The sequence below is a fragment of the Arthrobacter nitrophenolicus genome (genome assembly GCF_000332815.1).
Taxonomy (GTDB): domain Bacteria; phylum Actinomycetota; class Actinomycetes; order Actinomycetales; family Micrococcaceae; genus Arthrobacter; species Arthrobacter nitrophenolicus.
Window position 1 is genome coordinate 17,399 of sequence record NZ_AOFD01000032.1, and the last position, 19,194, is coordinate 36,592.

Sequence of the window (19,194 nt, forward strand, 5' to 3'; positions counted from 1 at the left end):
GGCCCCGGAACTCATCGCGACCGCGCGAGCCAGCGCTGGGAACCGGCAGAAGTCATCAAGGCCCTGTTCACCGAAGAAACAGCCGGCCGGGCACGGTCCATGCTCGCCACCCGCCGCAAGGCGGCAGGCTTCCCGACCGGGAAAACCTTCGACGCCTGGGACCCCGCTGCCTCGTCGATCCCGGCACCAACCCAACAAGCACTCCGGACACTGGAATGGATCACCCGCAGGGAGAACCTGGTCGTCTGCGGGCCCTCAGGCACCGGGAAAACGTTCTTCCTCGAAGCCTCGGACAGCAGGCCGTCGAAGCCGGCATGCGCGTGGCCTGGTTCAGACTCGAGGACCTCGGCGCCCTGATCCGCGCCCACCGCACCGACGACAGCGTCACCAAAGCCGTCACCCGGATACTCCGCGCCGAACTCGTCGTGATCGATGACATCGGGCTCCTGCCCGTGGCCACCGACGCCGCCGAAGGCCTCTACCGTGTCGTGGATGCCGCCTACGAAAAACGCTCTGTCGCGATCTCCTCGAACCTGCACCCGGCCGGGTTCGACGAGCTCATGCCGAAAACCCTGGCCACCGCCACCGTTGACCGGCTCCTGCACCACGCCCACGTCTGCCAGACAAGCGGCGACTCCATCCGCCTCACCCAAGCCCTCGCCGGAAAAGGAGTCACCCAACTGAACTAAGACGACCCGGATGGCCAACCCCCGCCGTAACCCTCAGTGGGCAGATCTGTTGGCCATCACCGGGCAGTTTTAACGGCCACCGGCGGGCACTTTAACTGGCCGCCAGTGGGCAGAAACTAATGGCCATTGACACACTGTCGCTGCCGATCTGGGGCCGACAGCGTGACGAATACCATCCAGTCGCTGTCGAGCAGCACAAACGGGAGACGATCCTGATACTCCGTCACCGCGAAGACAACGGAATCTTCGGCTCTCTGGTTGTAGATCGCGACACCGGCGTGGCCACGAGACTAGTGACGCCCACGCGAGCCCTGCTGCAGGAAGTACAGCAAATGAGCACTTCCAATGACGGTGCCGTGAGTTTTGGCTTCGTCACCGGATCCGAGCCATAGGAACACGGCCAAAAGCACGACATACCCAATTCACCGCGCTGAATCTGAATTGGGCTTGAACCGGACCGTCCCACAGAGGGTTAACTACCGCGATCTAAGGCGTTTCCTAATAAGGGGCGACAACAATTTGGACGTCGTCCTCATAAAGAACGTTTCCTGGATCGTGGGAGTAGAGGACCTGCCAGCCCACCCCGTACCGGGTGAGAAGCTCCGTGTAGAACTCCACTCCAGTCAACAGGTGCATGGCACTGCACTTGAACCAAGACTGCGCTCTAGGGTTGATCGTGCGATCGTAAATCGATCTGTCTATCGTCGTTGGGTCTGTGTATGCGGTGTCATAGTGATCGTTCGCACTGCGCCAGGAAGCCCAGTCTTGGGAGCTGAGCTTGCCATCCTTAGCCAAGCCGTTGGCTAGAGCGAAAATGCCCGGGTAAGAACCGCGGTCGTTGGGAACGCTTGCCTGATAACGAACAAATTCATTCTTCATGCTGGCTAGGTAATCACTCGGCCAGGGATCCGGTTGGATTTGGCTTCGTGTTGCCAGAACGTGCCCCGTTGAGGGTTCCTCGTGGAGCCGCTAACGGGACAACTTCAAGGTTCCATTCAAGACAACCACCACTAGACGCTCGGGGCACAAAACAATGTACGACAGGCAGTCAGGCTTGCTCCGAATGCTATCTTGAGCCACAAATGCCGAGTCGAGAAAGCTCCGAAACGACTAAACGAGCTTCACAATAAGAGGTGACCCGCCAGTGAACAGAGAACTCGTCCTACCGCCTGGTTTCGGTGATTACGCCTGGGAATTCGAGGCCAAAGGCTACCTGGATGCCGCAGTGCGCATCGACGGCTCGCTGATAAGCGTGAGCTTCTATGATCCCGTTCGCTTGCAACAAGACATAGCTGCCGATATCCAAGCAGGCCGGATCTTCACCGTTAAACGCTTGCTCGTTATCGAACAGGTCACGATTGAAAACATGCAGTGGGCAGTTGCGGAAGCGCCATTAGATTTCTTTGGATGATCGCCACGCTCCGATGGCCCTAAGTCGCAATTACACTGCTCGTCCTGGTTTCTCCTCGGAACCATGGGAAGCGTCCCGCGGACGGTTGGTCGGTTGGGAACCCTCTCCGGACGATGAGTATTAGCCGAGGACCACTTGTACTGGCTTGAATCTGAAAGGTCCACCACACTCGCGTCCAAAGGGGTATTCGCCTGTGGACTCCGTTTCTATTGGCAGGGCACTCGTTAGGCGATTTCCAGAGGTAGTGCTGGCGACCACGTATATCGAGGTGACGCTGACCGGCGGAATCAGGTAGGGCGGGGATTGCGGCACTAGCCATTTACCTTCCGCGTTTTTCGTCACCTGCTCAGGAATGCAGCCCTCGCCGAAACAAGCTAACACCGATTCCGGCGGGGTGGAGAAGGATAGTTCTACGTCACCCGCAAACGCCCAGCCCATTGCTGGACATGCTCGGTCTGCGCCTGCCATGCTACCGACCACGAGGGCGGATCCCAGCACGGCGGTACCCGCGGTTACAGCCAGCAGAATTACTCCCCGAGGCTTCATAGTGCGAGCCTACGCCGTCGATCAGATCTCCAAGGAACCTCAAGCGGACGCCCCGAAAAGCGTTGCGCGCGGTTCCCGCTATGTGCCGACACTGGCGTATTCGCCGTTCAGTTCCTTGGCCAGTCGTTCGGTGTTCCACGTTGAGGGTTGCCCGCCTGCCTTGCGGCTGAAGTCGACGACCATCCAATTCTTGCCGTATACGAGATGGATCTTGCCCTGATTGGTGTTAGACAAGAGCTGGTAGCTTTCCCTTAGGGCGTTTTGATCCGGGTAAAGGTCTAACTGGACATTCTCAAAGCACAGTTTCTGTGCTGCCGTGAGCGGAACACCATCGCCGATAGGAACTATCGGTTCGCCAGCAGGATCAGATTCACAGCCCAGGATGCCATCGACGGCAGTGTATGCCTCATCGATAGAACTGAATGTGCGTAAGTTTTCGCTTTGCGGTTGGTCTTGGGGCGCGCACCCCGTGAGTGGGATCGCAACCATAAAGGTTGCTACGGCAGCTTCTACCAAACGTCCACGTTTCATTTATTTCTACCTGTTAACGCCAACCGAAAATAGGGCCAGTTTTGCCGATTGAAAACAGGGCCACGGGTTGCTGTTCTATTGTGCCTGAAGCTGGGTTCTTGTCTTGTTCCGGAGCCGGTAGCTGCTACCGGTGAGGTTCAGGACTTCTGCGTGGTGAACGATCCGGTCGATCATCGCCGAGGCCACTGTCGCGTCGCTGAAGACCTCGCCCCACCTGCTGAAGGCGAGGTTGCTGGTAAGCACCAGGGAGGCGTGTTCGTAGCGGGATGAGACTAACTGGAAGAACAGGTTGGCCGAGTCCTGGTCGAAGGGAATGTAGCCGACTTCGTCAACGATGAGCAGCTTGTAACGGCGCAGCTTGGCCAGTTCCTGGGGCAGGCGTCCGCGGTCGTGGGCTTCGGCCAGTCTCGATACCCACCCGGTCGCGGTGTCGAACAGGACGCGATGCCCGGCGTGTGCGGCCCGGATCCCGATCCCGACGGCCAGGTGGGTTTTCCCGGTGCCGGGCGGGCCCAGAAGGACCACGTTCTTGGCTTCCTCCAGGAAGACCCCAGTTCCCAGGTGCGCGACGAGGTTCCGGTCCGCGGCGGGCTGGTGGTCGAAGTTGAACTCCTCCAGCAGCTTGTGTCCGGGGAACCTCGCGGCCCTGATCCGCAGGGCGGCCCCGGAGGCTTCGCGTTCGGCAACCTCGCGGGAGAGGACAGCGGCGAGGTATTCCTCGTGTGACCAGCCTGCCTCCCGGGCCCGGTCGCCGAGGGTACGGTAGCCGTCGGCGATCCGCGGGGCGCGCAGTGCGCGGGCGTAGTACTCGATGTCCTTCACTGCAGCGTTCACCGTGCTGCCCCGGAGAGCTCGCGGGCATCGTCGGGGATGGCGACGCCGAACAGTTCGTCATAGATCGACAGGTCACGTTCCTCCACTACCGTGGACCGTCCGGCCTTGACGCTGCGGTGGATCCGTCGGAGGGAGGCGGCCTTGTCTACGTGGCCGGGGTCGGTGAAGATCTGGTGCCTGGCCCACCGCCGCTCATGGCTGGCCAGTAGCCGGCCGTCTGCGCTCACGGTGACTTTTTCCAGGTCTGCTTCGACGTTCACGATCCGCCCGATCGCGCCCGGGTCCACGGAATAGTCGTTGGAGAAGACCCGCACGTAGTAGTCCCGTGGTAGCCGGACGCTGCTGCGGAAGGCGAACTCGGGCGCCACTGGCGTTAACGGGCGCATCGCATCCCGGTCCCGGACGAAGAGCTCGATCGGACGGCCATGACGGGTCCGGGAGTAGCGCGCGTTCGCGCGTGGCAGCCAGTCCGCGAGCTGATCGTTGAAATCCAGCGGGGACGCGAACGTCCGTCCGGGCATGAAGCCTTGGCGGAAGTAACGGTTCATCCGCTCCACCACTCCTTTGGATTCCGGATCCCGTGGCGGCAACTGCCGGATCTCGCAGCCCAGGACGCCCGCGAACGCCGCCGCCGGCTCGGTCAGCCGGCCCTGGCCGATCCCTGATTCGTTGTCCCAGACCAGCTGCTTCGGGACCGCGCCGGCCTCCTGCAGCAGCGACCACATCCCGCCAAGCAGATCAAAGGTCGTGCGGGTCGGCAGCATCCTGGCCTGGATATATCCGGAGAACGCGCTCGTCATCACCAGCACCGGAGGCTTGCCCTCCTGCCCGTGCCCCAGGGGTAGCGGCTCATGGGGGAACCATAAATCGCACTGCATCGCCTGGCCCGGTTTATGGACCAGCCGGTCCACCGGATCCGCCGGCATATATTCGGGCCGGAGTCCACGGACCTTGTCCCGGAACAAGGATGCAGAGCCCGTCCAGCCGACGCGTTCGGCCAGTACTGAGGCCGGCATCGTCGGCGTCTGCACCAACAAGGCCCGCACCTGTGGCGCGTAAGCATCAAAGCTCGAACCGGCCGGTTTCCGCTCATACTTCGGTGGCCGCTCTGCCTCCAACGCCCGGTCCACCGTCCCCCGCGAAACCCCGAGCTGTTTAGCCAGCTCCCTCTTGGAGATCTTCTCCGTCGCGTATCGGTGGCGTATCTGCGCCCAAACATCCAATGTGATCACCTTCCATAATGGTCAGTGGCCTCATTTTCAGTTGGCGTTATTGGCCCTATTTTCGGTTGGCGTCAACACTACCCCCAAGCAGAATTTGTTGTGTTGCCAGCCTAGAACTGCAGCGGGAAACAAAGCATGGGTCCAGCTGTTCCGCAATGAAACCGATATGACCAGTTGCAGGTAAGCGCACGGTAAAGGATCGTCTGCCGACAGTCCCGCTTATTTTTCGTTTTCCGGCGTCCTTGGCGGGTTCCGGGAACCGATAAGCCTGTTCGAGCCAGCCGGCACCCGGCTAGTCTTTCGAGATGACGGATACTGGCCGCTCAGATGAACCACTCCAGCAACTCCCGCAAGGACTTCCTCGCCGCTACGCCGAATACAAACCGGCGTCTGCAGTGCCAGCGACTCCTCCGACCAATGTGGGTGGTTACGACGAGCTACTGGCCCACTTCCGCGCTGTTGGGAAGGAACTTCCCCGCTCCAAAGAAGGCCTCGCCGCCGTCGACGAACTTATGGACGGCCACCCCGACCGGGCCGCACTGGCAAAGCTCGTCCGTGCCATTGGCATGTTCTACGGTGACGTACTCACGCACACTATTCCCGGGGCGCACTGGATAGAAGAAGACAGCCCATGCGTCCAGGTAAACCGGACCACAGCTGTCTCTGTGGTTTTCGTGGCCGAAAGGCGACTAACCATGGGGATACCTACGCTCATGCAAAATTATGCGCACGTACTGGAAATGGTGACGTCAGAAACCTGAGCGAACCCAAAATATTGATGCTGGTGACTTACCGGCAAGATGCTGGTCGCGCGTCGCGTTATAGGTTCCCAGCCGACCTTCGTTCACCGAACGCTTAGCGCGCATCAAGCAACATTGATCTGAGTTCTCCTGCACGGGAAGCCATGGCCCGACGCTGGCCTCCGGTGAATCTTCTCACCTGCAGGTCGATGACCGCCCGGCTGCTCACGGCCCCGATGCCCAACAGCTGACCCACACGACGGATTGCTTCGTCCACTGTCTCGGAATCGTCAACCACCCGGAACATCTCATCGCGCCGATCCATTGCCTGCAAAAGAGCCTCAAGGGTTGCTAATTCGTCCCTCGCATGTCGCTCATCCTCATCCATGCCGCGATTCTTGCACGACCAGAGGCCTCGGAGCATCCTTCGTCCGGTTGAGGCGTATGCTCTGGGCTTATTCGGGATTGGGGGAAGGACCCGCACGTGAAAAGCCGAACGCGTCATTTGATGGCTCTCGCCCTGTTGCCTCTTGCCCTCGTGGCCTGTGGTAAGACACCAAACGAGGCAACCACCAGCTCTGCGCCGCCGGGCCGCTGGCACGTGTCCGTTCTCGGCCCCAGGGAGAATGATGCCTCGATCGAACACTGCCTGGAAGACCCACTAATCGAGGAGGCCATTCAATCTGCAAACTTGCCCTCAACGCATCTCAGCATCAAACTGCTCGAAACCGCTACTCAGAAGGAAGCCGAGCGAATCGCTGATTGCCTCCGAGCGAACGCAGGCAGCGGCGAAGTAAGCATCACACGACAACGGAACTGATTACGGGACACCAGCACCCCCTGCTGGCCGTCCCGCAGACGGTTCCACTCGCGACGTTAGCGAGATCGCGAGCTGTACGGCTGAAGTAGGCTGGCAAAGTTCAAGCTGGACGGCTAAACCATTGGGGGTAACGATGGACATTATTCTGACGGTCGTATTTGCGGCCATATTCTTTTACGTTCTCTATGGAGTCATCCGGGCGGCGACCCGAGATGGCATCATTGCCGCCAGGCAATCCGAAAGAGGTCACACCGCTTATGAGGCCGATTCGCTGGAACATCGTTAAAGTTTGCAGTGTCGCGGTAACGGTAACGTCGTGCTTGCGCACCGCGGCTTTGATGGTTACACCCGGTCCATTGAGGCCCGAATACCAATTTCAACGTAGATTGGCCTGTGCTTCCCCGAGCCCTCCCGCATTATGCTTTTCCCCATTTGAGAAGCATAGAAGGCAGCCGAGTGGGAAACGCGGAATATGGACCAGTTAGGGCGTGATCGTCAGAGTTTCCACGGGCATGACGCAGGAGGCACGTATGAGATCCGTAGCCCCTCCCGCCCTGTTGTTCTTTCCGGTGTCGTCGCACCAGTCGATCGCGTAGGGCATGGCGGTCACCGTCGCCTTGCCAACGGGCATGTCTGCAGGAACCGTGAAAGCATAAGTGAACTCTCCGGCGTCGCTCATCGGAGCCGTTGTATTGACGACCTCTGCGCCCTTGGCATCGGTGACAATTACCTGGATCCGGGCATCAGTTCCATACCGCGGATTACAGTTCGCTGCGGGTGCGGAGACGGTCACCGTGTCTCCCGGCTGCACGCTGTCGGGAGAAACAGTGTAGGACGGCGGGAAACATGGAGGCTCGCCGGTGGTGAAGGGCCCGCAGGCACCCGCGGACCCCATCACGGTGCCGCCCAGTACTGTGGCAACCAAGACGGAACGCAATCCCGCCGGCAGGGCTGGGCGGAATGACAGCTTCATCTCCCCAGTGTGGGGCAGACGGAACGACGGGAACAGGGCTGAACGATGCAGACAGACAGCGGCTGGGTGGACGTGCCCCACGCCCGGATCTACTGGGAAGCCACGGGAAATCCTGATGGTTTTCCTGTCCTGTACCTGCACGGCGGGCCAGGTTCTTCACTCGGCCAGGGCGGTTACCGGAAACGCCACGACCCGCGCCGCTTCCTCACGGTAGGACTGGACCAGCGCGGCTGCGGCCGCAGCACTCCGGCAGCTTATGAAGACCTTGACCATCTGCACGACAACACCACCCAGACACTGGTTCAGGACATCGAGGCGGTCCGAAAGCACCTCGGCATCGAACAGTGTATTGTCACCGGCGCATCCTAGGGCAGCACGCTGGCCCTTGCATACGCGCTGGAGCACCCCGGACGCGTCCTCGGCATCGCCCTGGTGGCGGTGACGACAACCAGCCCGGCAGAGATCCAGGAGATCCTGGCCCGCGCGCACCGGCTCAACGGCATCCCGGACATCTGATCCACGGCCGGCGGGACATCAGCGGCCCCGTCGTGACCGCCTGGCGGCTGCACCGCCAATGGGCAACAAGCCGGCTCGTCATCGTCGAGGACGAAGGGCACGGCGGCCCGGCGTCGATGACCGCACTCACGCAGGCAGTCGAGGACATTGCGGCAACACTGTGAGCCAGTGCCCGGCAAAACACCGAAGGGACAGCCAACTAAGGCAAGGTCCCCAACGGTTGAACCGGGCGGTAGACTTGTACGGGCCGTTCTCCGGCCATTCTGCCCCGCGTCCTCCTGATCCTCCCGAGGCTGGGGCGTTCCCTGTTGTGAAAGGCCTTACCTGCTGTGATTACCGTCCAGGACCTCGAACTGCGCGCCGGCGCCCGGCTCCTCATGGACCAGGTGAGCTTCCGCATCGACAAGGGCGACAAAATCGGCCTGGTGGGCCGTAACGGCGCCGGGAAGACAACCCTGACCCGCGTCCTGGCGGGGGAGGGCCTGCCGGCCGCCGGCAAGGTCACCCGCAGCGGCGAGATCGGCTACCTGCCGCAGGACCCGCGGACCCCGGACATGGAGCAGCTCGCGCGGGACCGCATCCTGTCCGCACGCGGCCTGGACGTCGTCGTCGGCAAGCTCAAAAAGGCGCAGGCCGACATGGCGAGCGAGGACGCGGAGGTCCAGCGCAAAGCCATGGCACGCTATGACCGGCTGGAGGCCGAGTTCCTTTCCGGCGGCGGCTACGCCGCGGAAGCGGAAGCGGCGGCCATTTCCTCCAACCTCGCGCTGCCCGAGCGGATTCTGAACCAGCCGCTGAAGACCCTCTCCGGCGGCCAGCGGCGCCGCGTGGAACTGGCCCGGATCCTGTACTCCGGTGCCGAAACCATGCTCCTCGACGAGCCCACGAACCACCTGGATGCGGACTCCATCTCCTGGCTCCGCGACTTCCTCAAGAACCACCAGGGCGGCCTGATCGTGATCAGCCACGACGTCGAACTGCTCGAGGCCACGGTCAACAAGGTGTACCACCTGGACGCCAACCGCGCCCAGATCGATTTCTACAACATGGGCTGGAAGCGCTACCTGCAGCAGCGCGAAACGGACGAGCGCGCCCGCAAGCGCGAACGCGCCAACGCCGAAAAGAAGGCCCAGGTCCTGATGGACCAGGCCAACAAGATGCGTGCCAAGGCCACCAAGGCCGTGGCCGCGCAGAACATGGCCAAGCGTGCCGAGCGGCTCCTCAGCGGCCTGGAGGCGGTCCGCGAGCATGACCGCGTGGCAGCGCTCCGGTTCCCGGATCCCTCGCCGTGCGGCAAGACCCCGCTCACGGCCGAAGGGCTCAGCAAGTCCTACGGATCGCTGGAAATCTTCACCGACGTTGACCTCGCCATTGACCGCGGGTCCAAGGTGGTCATCCTGGGCCTCAACGGCGCCGGCAAGACCACGCTGCTGCGGATGCTCGCCGGCGTGGACCAGCCCGACACCGGGGACATCGTTCCCGGCCACGGCCTCAAGGTGGGCTACTACGCCCAGGAACACGAGACCCTGGACCACGACCGCACGGTCCTGGAGAACATGCGCTCGGCCGCACCGGACATGAAGGACGCCGAGGTCCGCGGCATCCTGGGCTCGTTCCTGTTCTCCGGGGACGACGTGGACAAGCCCGCCGGCGTGCTCTCCGGCGGTGAGAAGACGCGCCTGGCCCTGGCCACCATCGTGGCCTCCAGCGCCAACGTACTCCTCCTCGACGAGCCCACCAACAACCTGGACCCCGCCAGCCGCGCCGAAATCCTCGGCGCACTGCGGAACTACACGGGCGCCGTCGTCCTGGTCAGCCACGACGAAGGTGCTGTGGAAGCCCTCAACCCGGAGCGTGTGGTGCTGCTGCCGGACGGCGTCGAGGACCTGTGGAACGAGGACTACCTGGACCTGATCACGCTGGCCTAGCGCCTAGCGCCCTAGCGCCTAACGGACCCGGAGCTCCCGGGCTCCGGTGATCTCGCGGAGCTGGCCGTAGGTGATGCTGAACATCGTGGTGTGGTCACCTGCGCCGGCCCAGAGGAGCTCCTGGCCTCTGAGTGACTCGTCCAGGAGCGTCCGGATCTTCCGTGGGTGGCCCACCGGCGACACGCCGCCCACCGCCTGGCCCGTATGCTTCAGCACAAAGTCCGGTGAGGCGCGGCGGATCCTTCCCTCGCCGAGGTGCCCCGCCACCAGGGTTGTGTCCACCCTTGCCGCCCCGCTGGCCAGGATGAGCAGCGGTTCGCCGTTCAGGTCAAAGACCAGGCTGTTGGTGATCGCCGCGACGTCGCAGCCCAGCGCTTCGGCCGCCGCGATCGCGGTGGGCACCCCGGCCGGGAAGCTGCGCACGGTATCCCCGACGCCGGCTGCCACCAGCGCGGACTTCACCAAGGCGACGGGGCCGGCACTGCCGTTGTCGGCCATGGGTCAGTACCCCTGCGCGTCCAGGAGCGCGTCTTCCTCTTCCTCGGACGTCGCCTTCTTCCGCTTCCGCGGCGGGGACGGCCGACGGCGGGCTGACGCGGCGGAATGGACGGTTCCGTCATCCAGGGCGTCATCCTCGGCGTCGATGGCCGCGTTGCGCGCCTGCTGCCGGGCGGCGTAGCCGAAGCCCACGAACATCAGGATGCCGAAGGCGAACCACTGCAGCGAGTAGGACAGGTGCGTGCCCTCCTCGGTGGACGGCTTCGGGAAGGCGGCCGGCATGTCCGCTGCCGGCGGCGTCTCGGACGCGAGCTGTCCGTACGCGCCGGTCAGCAGGGGATAGCCGAGTTCCTTGGAATAGGCGGCAAGGTCGATGGATGCCAGCTGGCCTTCCGGTGCCCCGCGCTGCAGTTCGGGTTCCGGATGCTTCAAACGCACGACGGCGGTGACGTCACCGGCGGGCGGCGCCGGCACCGAGTCCGGGCTGCCCGGGTTCTTGTTGCCGATGGGGAGCCAGCCGCGGTCCACCACCACTGTTTCGCCGGACTCCAGCCGGAACGGGACCACAACCTCGTAGCCGGGCTGCCCGTTCAGCGGACGGTTCCGCACAATGCGCTGGCCTGCCACGTCATAGGTGCCCTTCAGCTCCACCTGGGTCCACTCCTTGGCCGGATCCAGGCGGCTGAACTGGTCGCGTGCCTGGTCAAAGGGAATGGGCGCTGCGGAGTAGTTGGTCACCACGCGGTTGATCTCGGCGAGCGTCTCCGCCCGGCGGTCCATCTGCCAGCGGCCGAGGAACACACAGGCGGTGGCAAAGATCGCGGCCAGCAGGAGATAGCCCAGCCACTTGCTGGAGAACAGGAAACGGTACATTCAGCTGTCCTGCTCCGGGGCGCTGTCCGGGGAGCCGGCGTCGAGCGGGAGCGTTTCCTTCCACAGCCCGCGCGTCTGCAGGTAGTCCTCCAGCCAGTCCCGGTGCTCACCGCAGGCCAGCCAGATCTTGCGCCGCTCGGGGGCATGGATCTTGGGGTTGTTCCAGAGGAGCTGCCAGGAGGCGCCGGACCGGCAGGCCTTGCGGGAGCAGACTGCCCCTGGTTCGGCCAGTGCAGGATCGGTCCCTGCAGCAAAGTCGAAGATGCTCATGATGCCTGCCGCTCCTCCCCGGGATCGGTCCCGTCGTCGTCGATCAACTCACCCTGCAGCACCTCACTGCCGGGACCGTCGTCGCGGGCGGGCTGCAGCGGGCTTTCTATTTCGGCCAGGGGAGCGGAGTCCAGCAGCGAATCGCTGTGCGCCTCGGCTTTGTCGTTCCCGTTCGCGATGACCACCGCGATCCACGGCAGGAACACGGCGCCGGCAACCATGACGATCTTGAACCAGCCGTCCACCACAAAGATCAGGATCAGGCACACCATGCGGATGCCCATCGCCAGGGCGTACTGGATCATGCGTTTGCGCATGTCCTCGGAGTGCGCACCCGCGGCATCCGTAATGCTGTGGACCTCCGAGTCACCGGAGAACCGCCCGGGTTCTCCGGCCGCGGTCTGTCCCGCATGGTTTTCAAGGGTCACGGTGGTTTATCACGCTCCAAAGGCTTGCATCAATTCTCTCACCATCGGCAGTGCCACCCAAACCCGTGCCGGAGCTGGCGATAAGATCGTCAGGCAGCCCATCCCACCCTTGCTACCGCGGCAGCGTGCCGCAGAATTCCGGAGCGTCTTAATGACTGAAGCAGTTTCCGCCCCCCGCAGCGTCCTCATCACCGGCGGCAACCGCGGCATCGGCCTGGCCATCGCCGAGGCATTCCTGGCCAACGGGGACAAGGTGGCCGTGACCTACCGCAGCGAATCACAGCTGCCGGACGGAATCCTCGGCGTCAAGGCGGACGTCACCGACGAGGCATCCGTGGACGCAGCCTTCAAGGAGGTCGAAGCCGCCCACGGCCCCGTTGAGGTCCTGGTTGCCAACGCCGGGATCACCAAGGACACGCTGCTGCTGCGCATGAGCGAGGACGACTTCACGTCCGTCATCGACACCAACCTCACCGGTGCTTTCCGCGTTATCAAGCGGGCCTCCAAGGGCATGATCCGCCTCCGCAAGGGCCGTGTTGTCCTCATCTCGTCCGTCTCCGGCCTCTACGGCGCCCCCGGCCAGATCAACTACTCCGCCTCCAAGGCCGGCCTGGTGGGCATCGCCCGCTCCCTGACCCGCGAGCTCGGGTCCCGCGGCATCACCGCCAACGTGGTGGCCCCCGGCTTCATCAACACGGACATGACCGCCGAGCTCCCCGAAGCCACCCAGAAGGACTACCTGGCCAGCATCCCGGCGGGCCGGTTCGCCGAGGCGTCCGAGGTGGCCAACGTGGTCCGCTGGATCTCCAGCGACGAGGCCGCCTACATCTCCGGCGCGGTCATCCCTGTAGACGGTGGCCTGGGCATGGGCCACTGACCCCTTCCGCCAAACTAGCCCCGCGGGGCTTCTTTGTGGGACCCGGACAACGGAATCGGCACCGGCCGCTGGCATGATGGACAGCAGGCCTTCATGGATTTAGACGTATCGAACAAAAGGAGCCCCTATGGGACTGCTGGACAACAAGACCGCCATCGTCACCGGATCATCGCGCGGCATCGGCGCTGACGTAGCCAAGATCCTTGCCGGCGAGGGCGCCGCCGTCGTCGTGAACTACCGCCAGAAGGCGCCCCGCGCCAACAAGGTGGTCCAGGGGATTGAGGCCGACGGCGGCCGTGCCGTGGCCGTGGGTGCGGACCTCACCACCCAGGAAGGCGTCCAGGCCCTGGCCTCCGCGGCGATGGAGAACTTCGGTTCCCTGGACATCCTGGTCCTCAACGCCTCCGGCGGCATGGAAACCGGCATGGGCGAGGACTACGCGCTTAAGCTGAACCGCGACGCCCAGCTGAACATGCTCAACGCCGCGGTGCCGCTGATGAAGGAAGGCTCCCGCGTGGTCTTTGTGACTAGCCACCAGGCGCACTTCATCAACACCGTCCCCACCATGCCCGCCTACGAGCCGTGGCCCGCAGCAAGCGTGCCGGCGAGGACGCCCTGCGCGAGCTCATCCCCAGCCTGGCCGAGAAGGGGATCTCCCTGGTGGTAGTGTCCGGCGACATGATTGAGGGCACCGTCACCGCCACGCTGCTGGACCGCTCCACGCCCGGCGCCATTGAGGCCCGCCGCGCAGAGGCCGGCAAGCTGTACTCCGTGGAGGAGTTTGCACAGGTGGTGGCAGGAATGGCGACCGCCGACGTCGAATCCGGCCACACCGAATACGCCGGCGGCGCAGACTACTTCGGCAAGGGCGCGCAGCAGTAGCCCAACCTGCCAAGAAGAAGGAGTCCGGTGCGTGCACCGGACTCCTTCTTCTTGGCTTATTCGAAGACGTTCAGACGCCGGCGACGTATCGGACGGCGTCCAGGTAGGGCATGTTGACAGCGGCGTCCGCCACTGCCCGGACGGCGGGCTTGGCGTTGAAAGCGACGCCGATTCCGGCCGCCCCCAGCATGTCCAGGTCGTTGGCGCCGTCGCCCACGGCCACCGTGTGTTCCAGCGCGATGCCCTCGGCGGCCGCCCATTCGCGCAGGTACTTCTCCTTGGCAGCCCGGTCCACCACTGCGCCCAGGACCTTGCCGGTCAGCACGCCGTCGACGATTTCCAGCTCGTTCGCCTGCCAGTAGTCCAGGCCCAGTTCCTCGGCGATCGGCTGCAGGATCTGGTTGAAGCCGCCTGACACCACGGCCACCACATGGCCTGCCGCCTTGAACGCGGCCACGAGCTCGGCGGCCCCTTCGCTGAGCTTCACTTCCTGCCGGACGGAATGGACGACGTCGGCCGGCAGCCCCGCCAGGACCGCCACCCGGGCGTGCAGGCTTTGGGTGAAGTCCAGCTCGCCCCGCATGGCGGCTTCGGTGACGGCGGCCACCTCTTCGAACTTGCCCGCATAGGCCGCGAGGAGTTCGATGACCTCCTGCTGGATCAGGGTGGAATCCACATCCATGATCAGGAGCTTGCGCGGGGCCGACCGGAGGCTGCCGGGAACAAGGGCGGTGTCCTGGCCGTCGATGCCGGCTTCGGCCACGGCCCGGCGGAGGGCGGCGAGGCCGGCGGCGGTGGCGTCCGGAAGGGCGAGTTCCGCCACCTGAACGCGGTAACGTTCGTCACCCAGGGAGTCTTCCCGCAGCACCTGGCGCCGGCGGCGGCCAGGACGGAACGCAGCTGCTCCAGCCCGTTTGGAGTCATATTTTGGCCATAGCTGACCGCAGTCACGTTCGAAGTCATGCCTGCAATCTTATCGAGCCGCCGCCGGGTCCTTTGAATTCATTGCGCATGGCCCCGCATCTGCGCAATCCCGCCGGTGGAGGCCGTGTTTCGGTGCCCGGCCACCGGTTATCAGTCGGCCTCTTTTATGTCCTAGTGTCTACTCCTATGAGTGATGTTCTGGAATTGTCTTCCGTCAGTGTTGTCCGAGGTAAGAAAACCCTGCTGGACAAGATTGACTGGGAAGTCAATGAAGGAGAACGTTGGGTCATCCTGGGCCCCAACGGTGCAGGCAAGACCACCCTCCTGCAGATCGCAGCCGCTCGGCTCCACCCCAGCAGCGGCACCGCCGGCATCCTGGACGAGACCCTGGGCCGCACCGACGTGTTCGAGCTCCGCCCCCGCATCGGCCTCTCCTCGGCAGCCCTCGCCACCCAGATCCCCGAACACGAGAATGTCCTCAACGTTGTGGTGACGGCAGCTTACGGAGTCACCGGGCGCTGGCGGGAAGGCTACGAGCGCAACGACGAACGCCGCGCCTTCCGCCTGCTGAACGAGTGGGGGATGGGCCCGCTGCTGAACCGGACCTTCGCCACCCTGTCCGAAGGCGAACGCAAGCGCGTCCAGATTGCCCGCGCCCTCATGACGGACCCGGAACTGCTGCTGCTCGACGAGCCTGCCGCAGGCCTGGACCTCGGCGGCCGCGAGGAGCTGGTGCACAAGCTCGGCGAACTCGCCAGCGACGAGGCGGCTCCGGCGATGGTCCTGGTGACCCACCACCTGGAGGAAGTCCCGCCCGGATTCACGCATGCCATGCTCCTGCGCGACGGCGGCGTGGTCGCCGCAGGCCCGATCACCGAAGTCCTCACCGACGAGCACCTCAGCACCACGTTCGGCCTTGACCTCGATGTCACGGAGAGCGCCGGCCGTTACACCGCCACCGCGCGCCGCTAAGCGGCAAGCAACACGATGGACCTGCTCAGCAGCATCCTTGTGTCCATCGCCGGCCTCTGGGCCGGCACCATCAACGCGGTGGTGGGCTCCGGCACGCTGGTGACGTTCCCGGTGCTCATTGCCCTGGGCATCACACCGGTGGTCGCCTCCATGAGCAACGCCATGGGGCTGGTGGCCGGCGGTGCCGCGGGGGCCTTCGGATACCGGCGGGAACTCAAGGGCCGCGGCCGCCAGCTGCTGCGCCTGCTCCCGGCGTCGCTCCTGGGCGGCATCTCCGGTGCCTGGCTCCTCCTGCACCTGCCGGAGGAAGTCTTCCACTATGTGGCACCTGTGCTGCTGGTGGTGGCGCTGCTCATGGTGGTCTTCCAGCCCAGGCTCCAGGCGTGGGTCCGGAACCGCGAGGAAAACCCCGAACACGCGGTGCGCGACAAGCGGCACGGCGTGCTCCTGGTGGTGCTGGTCTACCTCGCCGGCGTCTACGGGGGCTACTTCGTGGCAGCACAGGGGATCCTGCTGGTCGGGATCCTGGGAGTCTTCCTGACCGGCACCATGCAGAACGCCAACGCCATGAAGAACATCCTGGTGCTTGGCGTGAACCTGGTGGCTGCCGTATCCTACCTGCTGTTCGCCTTCGACCGGATCAACTGGCTGGTGGTACTGCTCATCGCGGTCAGTTCGAGCATCGGCGGCCTGCTGGGCGCAAGGTGGGCCGCCGGCTCTCGCCGACGGTGCTGCGTGCCGTGATCTTCGTGCTGGGGCTGGTGGCCCTGGGATTCATGACCGCCAATCTGCTGAAATAATCGCCCGGTGACAATCCACTATCTTGAGTCCGCGGACGATCCGCGCGTGTCCGACTACACCCGGCTCACCGACGTCCACCTGCGCAAGCTCCGCGAGCCGGCGGAGGGCATGTACATCGCCGAATCCTCCGAGTGCTCCGCCGTGCCCTCGCAGCCGGCCACCAGCCCCGGTCGTTCTTCCTGGCCGAGAAATGGCTCGAAGACCTGCGGGACGTCCTTGACGAGCATCCCGACGTCCCGGCCTTCATCGGCAAGGCGGCGCTGCTCGAGGAAATCACCGGGTTCCACCTGCACCGGGGCGCATGGCAGCCATGCACCGTCCGGCCCCCGTCCCGCTGCCTGAACTCCTGGCCGGCGCCCGGCGGGTGGCCGTGCTGGAGGATATCGTGGACCACACCAACGTGGGCGCCATCTTCCGGTCCGCCGCCGCCCTGGACATCGACGCCGTCCTGGTCTCGCCGCGGTGCGGAGACCCGCTCTACCGCCGGAGTGTCCGGGTCAGCATGGGAACGGTGTTCCAGGTTCCCTGGGCCCGGCTGGATAGCTGGCCGCAGGATCTCCAGGTCCTCAAGGACCACGGCTTCGAGGTGGCAGCCCTGGAGCTCACGGCGGACGCGCAGGATGTGGACGTCGTCGCGGCACGGAACCCCGACAAACTCGCCCTGGTGCTCGGCACCGAAGGCGCCGGCATGAGCGCGGAGACGCTTGCCGCCGTCGACCTCGCCGTGAAGATCCCCATGCGGAACGGCGTGGACTCGCTCAATGTGGCGGCGGCGTCGGCCGTGGCGTTCTGGGAGCTGCGGGCACGGGCCTAGCCGGTTCGTCAGCACCACCGGTGTCCGCTATGATTGATAGCTGGTTGTCCTGCTGATTCCGCTTCGGCGCAGCAGAACATTCCATCCCATTCATACCTGGCAGCTGGCAAAATCCAGCTGCGTGAACAAAGGTCCCATTATGAAGTCTGATATCCACCCGAAGTACGAAGCTGTTGTTTTCAACGACCTGGCTTCCGGCGTCAAGTTCCTGACCAAGTCCACCGTGTCTTCCTCGAAGACCATCGAGTGGGAAGACGGCAACACCTACCCGGTCATCGACGTCGAAATCTCCTCCGAGTCCCACCCGTTCTACACGGGCAAGCAGCGCATCATGGACTCTGCAGGCCGCGTCGAGCGCTTCAACGCTCGCTTCAAGGGCTTCGGCGGCAAGAAGTAATTCTTCCTCCAAGCTTCATCGGAAGGCCCGCACCGGCAACGGTGCGGGCCTTCCTGCTTTAACACCGTGGACCCATTTGCGGCAGGATGGACGACATGAGCCACCACCTCCTGCCGCACAATGAGTCCAGCAACCGCCTGCACGGCGAGTACAAGGTCCCGGGCGGGAAACTGGTGGTGGCGGACCTGTCCGTGACCGACGGGCACCTGGCGGACGTCTCCATCAGCGGCGACTTCTTCCTCGAACCGGACGAGGCCCTCCTGGACATCAACCGGGCACTGACCGGCCTGCCCGAATCCACGCCCGCCGCCGACCTAGCGGCGGCTATCACGGCAGCGCTTCCGGCGCACGCCGGCCTGTTCGGCTTCTCCGCCGACGCCGTGGCCGTCACGGTGCGCCGGGCACTGGCCAAGGCAACCTCGTGGACCGACCACCACTGGAACGTCATCCCGCCCGCGGTCCTGCCCACCGAAATCAACGTGGCACTGGACGAGGTCCTGACCGAAGAAGTCGGTGCCGGCCGGCGCAACCCCACCCTGCGGTTCTGGGACTGGCAGGAACCGTCCGTGGTCATCGGCAGCTTCCAGTCCGTCCGGAATGAGGTGGACCCCGCCGGCGTGGCAAAGCACGGCATCAGCGTGGTCCGCCGGATCAGCGGCGGGGGAGCGATGTTCATGGAGGCCGGCAACTGCATCACCTACTCGCTGTACCTGCCGCAGACCCTCGTTGACGGGCTCAGCTTCGCCGATTCCTACCCCTTCCTGGACGCCTGGGTGATGGCAGCCCTGGAGAAGCTTGGCATCACGGCCTTCTACGTGCCGCTCAACGACATCGCCACGGACCAGGGGAAGATCGGCGGCGCTGCACAGAAACGGCTCGCCAACGGCGGCATGCTGCACCACGTCACCATGAGCTACGACATCGACGCGGACAAGATGGTGGAGGTCCTCCGGATCGGCAAGGAGAAGCTCTCGGACAAGGGGACCCGCAGCGCCAAGAAGCGCGTGGACCCGCTCCGCCGGCAGACCGGCCTGGCCCGGACGGCGATCATCGAGGCCATGGCGGAGGTTTTTACCGGGCGGTACGGGGCCACAACCTCAGCCCTCACCGAGAGTGAACTGTCCCTGGCCCGTGAACGCGTGGCCATGAAGTTCGGTACTGAGGAATGGCTCCACCGGGTTCCCTAGCACCGCACCCCGCGCTGACCGCCGGGATGGGCGCGCAGGGACTGCCCGTGCGCAGCGAGC

General features: G+C 64.2%; 24 protein-coding genes and 4 pseudogenes. 16 read left to right on the forward strand and 12 right to left on the reverse strand.

Annotation, left to right across the window (positions count from 1 at the left end):
• Positions 1-63 precede the first annotated feature (63 nt).
• The 3 genes from G205_RS23580 to G205_RS12370 all read left to right on the forward strand — a co-directional run bounded on the left by G205_RS23580 (position 64) and on the right by G205_RS12370 (position 1,081).
• Entirely contained in the window at positions 64-357 is a 294-nt protein-coding gene (locus tag G205_RS23580) for an ATP-binding protein (protein WP_275450415.1), read from the forward strand.
• A complete protein-coding gene (locus G205_RS23585; protein ID WP_275450414.1) occupies positions 321-689 on the forward strand; it encodes an ATP-binding protein in 369 nt (122 codons plus the stop codon). Before G205_RS23580 ends, G205_RS23585 begins: the two co-directional genes overlap by 37 nt.
• A 119-nt stretch (positions 690-808) precedes the next feature.
• The gene (locus tag G205_RS12370; RefSeq protein ID WP_009358263.1) at positions 809-1,081 is read left to right on the forward strand and encodes a hypothetical protein; all 273 of its coding nucleotides are present in this window, start codon (positions 809-811) and stop codon (positions 1,079-1,081) included.
• Between the two features lie 106 nt (positions 1,082-1,187).
• Here the strand turns inward: G205_RS12370 and G205_RS12375 are convergent, their stop codons facing one another.
• Positions 1,188-1,568 (reverse strand): hypothetical protein, encoded by a 381-nt coding sequence (locus G205_RS12375; protein ID WP_009358264.1) that lies wholly within the window; start codon positions 1,566-1,568, stop codon positions 1,188-1,190.
• A 265-nt stretch (positions 1,569-1,833) separates the two neighbouring features.
• On the opposite strand from G205_RS12375, the gene G205_RS12380 reads away from it, so the two are divergent.
• On the forward strand, positions 1,834-2,100 hold the full coding sequence (locus G205_RS12380) for a hypothetical protein (protein ID WP_009358265.1): 267 nt from the start codon (positions 1,834-1,836) through the stop codon (positions 2,098-2,100).
• 624 nt (positions 2,101-2,724) lie between these two features.
• Here G205_RS12380 and G205_RS21750 read toward each other — a convergent pair.
• The 3 genes from G205_RS21750 to istA form a co-directional block, all read right to left on the reverse strand.
• Positions 2,725-3,177: a hypothetical protein gene (locus G205_RS21750; RefSeq protein WP_152419577.1), complete on the reverse strand. Its 453-nt coding sequence runs from the start codon at positions 3,175-3,177 to the stop codon at positions 2,725-2,727.
• Positions 3,178-3,252: 75 nt separating this feature from the next.
• Positions 3,253-4,011 carry an IS21-like element helper ATPase IstB gene (gene istB / locus G205_RS12385; protein WP_009358266.1) on the reverse strand — a complete coding sequence of 253 codons (759 nt, stop codon included), beginning with the start codon at positions 4,009-4,011 and terminating at the stop codon, positions 3,253-3,255.
• On the reverse strand, positions 4,008-5,243 hold the full coding sequence (gene istA, locus G205_RS12390) for an IS21 family transposase (protein ID WP_009358267.1): 1,236 nt from the start codon (positions 5,241-5,243) through the stop codon (positions 4,008-4,010). The genes istB and istA overlap by 4 nt, the downstream gene beginning before the upstream one ends.
• A 296-nt stretch (positions 5,244-5,539) precedes the next feature.
• Here istA and G205_RS12395 point away from each other — a divergent pair, with 296 nt between their 5' ends.
• The gene (locus G205_RS12395; RefSeq protein ID WP_152419579.1) at positions 5,540-5,995 is read left to right on the forward strand and encodes a DUF6278 family protein; all 456 of its coding nucleotides are present in this window, start codon (positions 5,540-5,542) and stop codon (positions 5,993-5,995) included.
• A gap of 94 nt (positions 5,996-6,089) precedes the next feature.
• Here G205_RS12395 and G205_RS12400 read toward each other — a convergent pair whose 3' ends face one another.
• Complete coding sequence (locus G205_RS12400; protein ID WP_009358268.1) at positions 6,090-6,362, reverse strand: DNA gyrase subunit A; 273 nt, start codon at positions 6,360-6,362, stop codon at positions 6,090-6,092.
• A 96-nt stretch (positions 6,363-6,458) separates the two neighbouring features.
• On the opposite strand from G205_RS12400, the gene G205_RS21755 reads away from it, so the two are divergent.
• The gene (locus G205_RS21755) at positions 6,459-6,794 is read left to right on the forward strand and encodes a hypothetical protein (protein WP_152419580.1); all 336 of its coding nucleotides are present in this window, start codon (positions 6,459-6,461) and stop codon (positions 6,792-6,794) included.
• Positions 6,795-6,894: 100 nt separating this feature from the next.
• On the opposite strand, the gene G205_RS21935 is transcribed toward G205_RS21755, so the two are convergent.
• Both G205_RS21935 and G205_RS12405 read right to left on the reverse strand, forming a co-directional pair.
• A complete protein-coding gene (locus G205_RS21935) occupies positions 6,895-7,122 on the reverse strand; it encodes a hypothetical protein (RefSeq protein ID WP_160166611.1) in 228 nt (75 codons plus the stop codon).
• Positions 7,123-7,275: 153 nt separating this feature from the next.
• Positions 7,276-7,719 (reverse strand): hypothetical protein, encoded by a 444-nt coding sequence (locus G205_RS12405; protein ID WP_235046906.1) that lies wholly within the window; start codon positions 7,717-7,719, stop codon positions 7,276-7,278.
• Between the two features lie 93 nt (positions 7,720-7,812).
• On the opposite strand from G205_RS12405, the gene G205_RS22880 reads away from it, so the two are divergent.
• The 3 genes from G205_RS22880 (at position 7,813) to G205_RS12415 (ending at position 10,211) form a co-directional block, all read left to right on the forward strand.
• A complete protein-coding gene (locus G205_RS22880; protein ID WP_009358270.1) occupies positions 7,813-8,136 on the forward strand; it encodes an alpha/beta fold hydrolase in 324 nt (107 codons plus the stop codon).
• A gap of 179 nt (positions 8,137-8,315) precedes the next feature.
• Positions 8,316-8,447 (forward strand): hypothetical protein, encoded by a 132-nt coding sequence (locus tag G205_RS23490; protein WP_009358271.1) that lies wholly within the window; start codon positions 8,316-8,318, stop codon positions 8,445-8,447.
• Between the two features lie 165 nt (positions 8,448-8,612).
• Positions 8,613-10,211, forward strand: a complete 1,599-nt coding sequence (locus tag G205_RS12415; RefSeq protein ID WP_009358272.1) for an ABC-F family ATP-binding cassette domain-containing protein — start codon at positions 8,613-8,615, stop codon at positions 10,209-10,211.
• An 18-nt stretch (positions 10,212-10,229) separates the two neighbouring features.
• On the opposite strand, the gene G205_RS12420 is transcribed toward G205_RS12415, so the two are convergent.
• The 4 genes from G205_RS12420 to G205_RS12435 are packed head-to-tail and all read right to left on the reverse strand — an operon-like array spanning position 10,230 to position 12,280.
• Complete coding sequence (locus tag G205_RS12420; protein WP_009358273.1) at positions 10,230-10,709, reverse strand: YbaK/EbsC family protein; 480 nt, start codon at positions 10,707-10,709, stop codon at positions 10,230-10,232.
• A gap of 3 nt (positions 10,710-10,712) precedes the next feature.
• Entirely contained in the window at positions 10,713-11,582 is an 870-nt protein-coding gene (locus tag G205_RS12425) for an SURF1 family cytochrome oxidase biogenesis protein (RefSeq protein WP_009358274.1), read from the reverse strand.
• Complete coding sequence (locus G205_RS12430) at positions 11,583-11,852, reverse strand: hypothetical protein (protein ID WP_009358275.1); 270 nt, start codon at positions 11,850-11,852, stop codon at positions 11,583-11,585.
• Entirely contained in the window at positions 11,849-12,280 is a 432-nt protein-coding gene (locus G205_RS12435) for a DUF3099 domain-containing protein (RefSeq protein WP_009358276.1), read from the reverse strand. The genes G205_RS12430 and G205_RS12435 overlap by 4 nt, the downstream gene beginning before the upstream one ends.
• Before the next feature lie 151 nt (positions 12,281-12,431).
• Here G205_RS12435 and G205_RS12440 point away from each other — a divergent pair, with 151 nt between their 5' ends.
• Positions 12,432-13,157, forward strand: a complete 726-nt coding sequence (locus G205_RS12440) for a beta-ketoacyl-ACP reductase (protein ID WP_009358277.1) — start codon at positions 12,432-12,434, stop codon at positions 13,155-13,157.
• 127 nt (positions 13,158-13,284) lie between these two features.
• A pseudogene (locus G205_RS12445) lies at positions 13,285-14,039 on the forward strand (SDR family oxidoreductase).
• A gap of 70 nt (positions 14,040-14,109) precedes the next feature.
• Here the strand turns inward: G205_RS12445 and serB are convergent.
• Positions 14,110-15,002 (reverse strand): annotated as a pseudogene (gene serB, locus G205_RS12450) (phosphoserine phosphatase SerB).
• A 147-nt stretch (positions 15,003-15,149) separates the two neighbouring features.
• On the opposite strand from serB, the gene G205_RS12455 reads away from it, so the two are divergent.
• The 5 genes and pseudogenes from G205_RS12455 to G205_RS12475 all read left to right on the forward strand — a co-directional run bounded on the left by G205_RS12455 (position 15,150) and on the right by G205_RS12475 (position 19,134).
• Positions 15,150-15,935, forward strand: coding sequence for an ABC transporter ATP-binding protein (locus G205_RS12455; protein WP_009358279.1), 786 nt, complete (start codon positions 15,150-15,152; stop codon positions 15,933-15,935).
• 15 nt (positions 15,936-15,950) lie between these two features.
• Positions 15,951-16,735, forward strand: a pseudogene (locus G205_RS12460) (sulfite exporter TauE/SafE family protein).
• Positions 16,736-16,742: 7 nt separating this feature from the next.
• Positions 16,743-17,550, forward strand: a pseudogene (locus G205_RS12465) (TrmH family RNA methyltransferase).
• Positions 17,551-17,689: 139 nt separating this feature from the next.
• On the forward strand, positions 17,690-17,947 hold the full coding sequence (locus G205_RS12470) for a type B 50S ribosomal protein L31 (protein ID WP_009358283.1): 258 nt from the start codon (positions 17,690-17,692) through the stop codon (positions 17,945-17,947).
• Between the two features lie 95 nt (positions 17,948-18,042).
• Positions 18,043-19,134 (forward strand): lipoate-protein ligase LplAB, encoded by a 1,092-nt coding sequence (locus G205_RS12475; protein WP_009358284.1) that lies wholly within the window; start codon positions 18,043-18,045, stop codon positions 19,132-19,134.
• Positions 19,135-19,194: the final 60 nt, after the last annotated feature.

What these genes read in the sequence shown, in the direction of transcription:
- G205_RS12440 (WP_009358277.1), top strand. Translation starts at nt 12,432, where the DNA reads ATGACTGAAGCAGTTTCCGCCCCCCGCAGCGTCCTCATCACCGGCGGC.
- G205_RS21750 (WP_152419577.1), bottom strand. Translation starts at nt 3,177, where the DNA reads ATGAAACGTGGACGTTTGGTAGAAGCTGCCGTAGCAACCTTTATGGTT.
- G205_RS12455 (WP_009358279.1), top strand. Translation starts at nt 15,150, where the DNA reads ATGAGTGATGTTCTGGAATTGTCTTCCGTCAGTGTTGTCCGAGGTAAG.
- G205_RS22880 (WP_009358270.1), top strand. Translation starts at nt 7,813, where the DNA reads ATGCAGACAGACAGCGGCTGGGTGGACGTGCCCCACGCCCGGATCTAC.
- G205_RS12400 (WP_009358268.1), bottom strand. Translation starts at nt 6,362, where the DNA reads ATGGATGAGGATGAGCGACATGCGAGGGACGAATTAGCAACCCTTGAG.
- G205_RS12370 (WP_009358263.1), top strand. Translation starts at nt 809, where the DNA reads ATGGCCATTGACACACTGTCGCTGCCGATCTGGGGCCGACAGCGTGAC.
- G205_RS12430 (WP_009358275.1), bottom strand. Translation starts at nt 11,852, where the DNA reads ATGAGCATCTTCGACTTTGCTGCAGGGACCGATCCTGCACTGGCCGAA.
- G205_RS12395 (WP_152419579.1), top strand. Translation starts at nt 5,540, where the DNA reads ATGACGGATACTGGCCGCTCAGATGAACCACTCCAGCAACTCCCGCAA.
- G205_RS12420 (WP_009358273.1), bottom strand. Translation starts at nt 10,709, where the DNA reads ATGGCCGACAACGGCAGTGCCGGCCCCGTCGCCTTGGTGAAGTCCGCG.
- G205_RS12375 (WP_009358264.1), bottom strand. Translation starts at nt 1,568, where the DNA reads ATGAAGAATGAATTTGTTCGTTATCAGGCAAGCGTTCCCAACGACCGC.
- G205_RS12425 (WP_009358274.1), bottom strand. Translation starts at nt 11,582, where the DNA reads ATGTACCGTTTCCTGTTCTCCAGCAAGTGGCTGGGCTATCTCCTGCTG.
- G205_RS12475 (WP_009358284.1), top strand. Translation starts at nt 18,043, where the DNA reads ATGAGCCACCACCTCCTGCCGCACAATGAGTCCAGCAACCGCCTGCAC.
- G205_RS12470 (WP_009358283.1), top strand. Translation starts at nt 17,690, where the DNA reads ATGAAGTCTGATATCCACCCGAAGTACGAAGCTGTTGTTTTCAACGAC.